General features: G+C 69.4%; 1 pseudogene. It reads right to left on the reverse strand.

Annotation, left to right across the window (positions count from 1 at the left end):
* Positions 1-187 (reverse strand): annotated as a pseudogene (locus ACQG3P_RS24760) (Holliday junction resolvase RuvX); the annotation flags it as partial.
* Positions 188-232: the final 45 nt, after the last annotated feature.

Below are 232 nucleotides of genomic sequence, written 5' to 3' on the forward strand. Positions count from 1 at the left end.
CGGGCCGCCCGTCCTTGATCAGGCGTGCGACCGCGGTCCAGTCCGGACCGTTGCCGTGCACCTCCACCACGGCGATGGCGAGGGCAGGGGTGCCGAAGGAACTGCCGATCGCCACCCCGATCCGGCGCGAGCAGACATCGAAGCCGAGCACGGTGCCGTCGCGGCGGATGGTGTCAGGCTCAGACATTGCCGCTGTAGTCCGTCATCCGGAACAGGTCGACCCCGATCCGTG

This window comes from Stenotrophomonas sp. SrG (assembly GCF_050031795.1).
GTDB classification, from domain to species: Bacteria; Pseudomonadota; Gammaproteobacteria; order Xanthomonadales; family Xanthomonadaceae; genus Stenotrophomonas; species Stenotrophomonas rhizophila_A.